This is a genomic window from Corallococcus terminator, assembly GCF_003611635.1.
GTDB classification, from domain to species: domain Bacteria; phylum Myxococcota; class Myxococcia; order Myxococcales; family Myxococcaceae; genus Corallococcus; species Corallococcus terminator.
Genome location: NZ_RAVZ01000602.1, coordinates 1 through 2,513, shown reverse-complemented (window position 1 = coordinate 2,513; position 2,513 = coordinate 1). Strand labels below are relative to the sequence as shown.

Sequence of the window (2,513 nt, the reverse complement as noted above, 5' to 3'; positions counted from 1 at the left end):
GTCTTCCCCTGCTCAAGCCTCTGGACACCGGCACCAGCGCAGCCGCCCCGGTAGCTGCTGAGTCCACCCGCAATATCCGCCCCCCGGGGCGTTGAAGGAAAAGGACTTCGATACATGCCAGCCGACAAGAACGTTACGCCGCTACAGCACGAGGGCAACAGACACCTGGGAGGACCGCCAGCGGTTTGGGCGGCATTTCAGCGCGAGGGGCGATGGAAGAACTGGGTGATGCTGTTTCAGGGTGGACTCCTGATTTTCTGTGTTCTCGCGAATGTCCACCTCTCGAAGAGGCCGCCCGACGTCGTCCTGGTGGATGGCTCGGGAGGTGCAGAGTACGTCCCCCGGAAACTCGTCGGCCTCGATGTCCTCATGGCGATTCAACGTGCGAAGGGGCAGCCCACTGATGCGGAGGTGGGCCATGTGACACGTGAGTTTCTCACCCACTTCGCGGGGGTTAACTCGACTTCAGTGGAAACGAGTTGGGCTGCCGCGCTTTCCATGATGGACCCTGCTCTGGCGTCGAAACTCAGCCGTGAATACTCCGAGCGGAAGGTGCTGGCAGCGCTGAAAGCGTCCAACTCGAAAACCGACCTCGTCTTCGAGGACGTAAAGCTCATTGAAAGGACTGACACGCTGCTACACGTGCGCGCGAGGATTCGCAGAACCCACTCCAGCCTGCTCACGGGAGGCAATCCAGTTGAAGACGTGGTAGGCGCAACCGTCTTCCTCGCAGTCGAGGGGCGAAACATGCAGTTCCCCTCGGGGTTGCGCGTACGAGACATTTCGGTCGCTCCCTACAAGGAGCCCCCGGGTGCGGCCCCACCCGGGTCAGGCGTCGCGGAAATCAACCCCTGACGTCTCAACTTCAAAGGTCCTCCATGCTTTCCCTCCAATCTGTCTTTGTATTCATGCTTTTCGCTGCTCCAGCGGGCGCGCAGCCTGCTGCCGCGCAAGCGCAGACGTCTGCGCCGGCCCAACGGGAGATGCGCTCGCGCGAGCTCATCATCAACGATGAGAACGCGAACACCCTTCACGAAATCCATGTGGCGGGAGGCGCACCGACGAGCCTTGTGTTGCCCCAGCCGCTGGCGGACCAGGGCGGTGCGATTCTCGCCGCGCCGCCCGACATCATCCCCACGCCAAGCCGAGTGCCGGCGTCGGCGACACGGCTTCTGGTGCTGAGCCCCGCGAAGGACGTGCCGGCTGGGAAGTCCTTCCCGTTGACGCTCACCTTCGCCGACGGCACCGTCCAATCCTTCCGGTTGGTGACGGTCGCCGAGGAGGTGGACATCCAGATTGCAGTGAAGCTCCAGATGCAGGCCAAGGCCTCGGCCGCGAGCGCGCCCGCGTTGACGGCCGCCATCAACTCCCTTCGTGCGCAGTTGGACGAGTGCCAGGCGACGAGCGACGTCGCCGGCACGGCACGCATCGCGGCCCTTGTGCTTCGCCAGGACCTCGACAAGCCCCAGGCCTTCACCGCGGAGCGGCGGAACGTCCGGCATCGCGACAAGCAGTCACGGCTCCTCGTCGAGGCTCGCGCCGTCTATCGCCTCTTCGGTCAGTCCTTCCTGGTGCTGGGCGTCCAGAACCGTGATGCGTCCGCGAACTGGCAGATGGAGAAGGCTGAAATCGCGGTGTCGGGGGGCAGCTCCTCCCAGGATGCGAAGGTGCTTTCGGCGCAAATGGACGTGCTGTCCCTTCCCCCGGATGAAACGGCCCGTGTCGTCATCGCATTCGAAACGCCGGCTCAGGGGGCGGATCAGCGCTACCTGATTCGCCTCTTCGAGCGCGGCGGCAACCGCCACGTCGAACTCACCGACGTCCAGCTCTAAGGGCCCCATGTCCACGCCCAATCCCAAGGGTTTCGACCCGACGTACATCCTTCCCGGCGAGCAGGTCGGCTACTACCAAATCGAGCGCCTCATTGGCCGCGGCGGCATGGGTGCCACCTACATAGTCGTGCGCGATGGCCTGCGGTACGCGCTGAAAATCGGGCTGACGAACCTCGCCGGCCTCAACCCAAAGCAGCGCCGGGAAGAGGAGGCGCGCTTCCGCCGCGAAGTCGCGGCCCTCTCTGGCCTGGACCATCCGCATATCGTCACGGTGCGTGGCCATGACTTCACGTCCTCCGCTGCCAGTGCGGCCAGCTACCCGTACCTCATCATGGAATACGTGGAGGGCTCTCCCCTCCTCACGTGGCGCAAGGACCGCAAACCGTCGCTGCGCCTGCTCCTCACCGTCTTCGCGCAGCTCGGCGGGGCGCTGCAGACGATGCACCGCCTGCAGATTTTCCACCGGGATTTGAAGTCGGACAACGTCCTCGTGAGGACGGAGAACGATGAGCCCGTCGTCATCGACTTCGGCATTGCTCGGCCACTGAGCACCCAGACGGTGACGCGGGCGTTCAGCGTGGTGGGCACGATGCACTCCTGGTCGCCCGAATACTGCCAATACATGAGCAGCCAGGCGATGGAGGACGGGCAGCCCTTCGTCAACACGCCCCAGGCGGACAT

General features: G+C 64.1%; 3 protein-coding genes. All 3 read left to right on the top strand.

Translation table 11 applies throughout. The features are described 5' to 3' along the window. Positions 1–114: 114 nt before the first annotated feature. Complete coding sequence (locus tag D7V88_RS40605) at positions 115–855, top strand: hypothetical protein (RefSeq protein ID WP_147449113.1); 741 nt, start codon at positions 115–117, stop codon at positions 853–855. A gap of 23 nt (positions 856–878) precedes the next feature. Beyond that, on the top strand, positions 879–1,832 hold the full coding sequence (locus D7V88_RS40600) for a DUF2381 family protein (RefSeq protein ID WP_120545837.1): 954 nt from the start codon (positions 879–881) through the stop codon (positions 1,830–1,832). A gap of 7 nt (positions 1,833–1,839) precedes the next feature. Then, positions 1,840–2,513, top strand: a 674-nt coding sequence (locus D7V88_RS40595) for a serine/threonine protein kinase (protein WP_147449112.1), incomplete at its 3' end; no start/stop codon positions are given.

What these genes read in the sequence shown, in the direction of transcription:
- D7V88_RS40600 (WP_120545837.1), top strand. Translation starts at nt 879, where the DNA reads ATGCTTTCCCTCCAATCTGTCTTTGTATTCATGCTTTTCGCTGCTCCA.
- D7V88_RS40605 (WP_147449113.1), top strand. Translation starts at nt 115, where the DNA reads ATGCCAGCCGACAAGAACGTTACGCCGCTACAGCACGAGGGCAACAGA.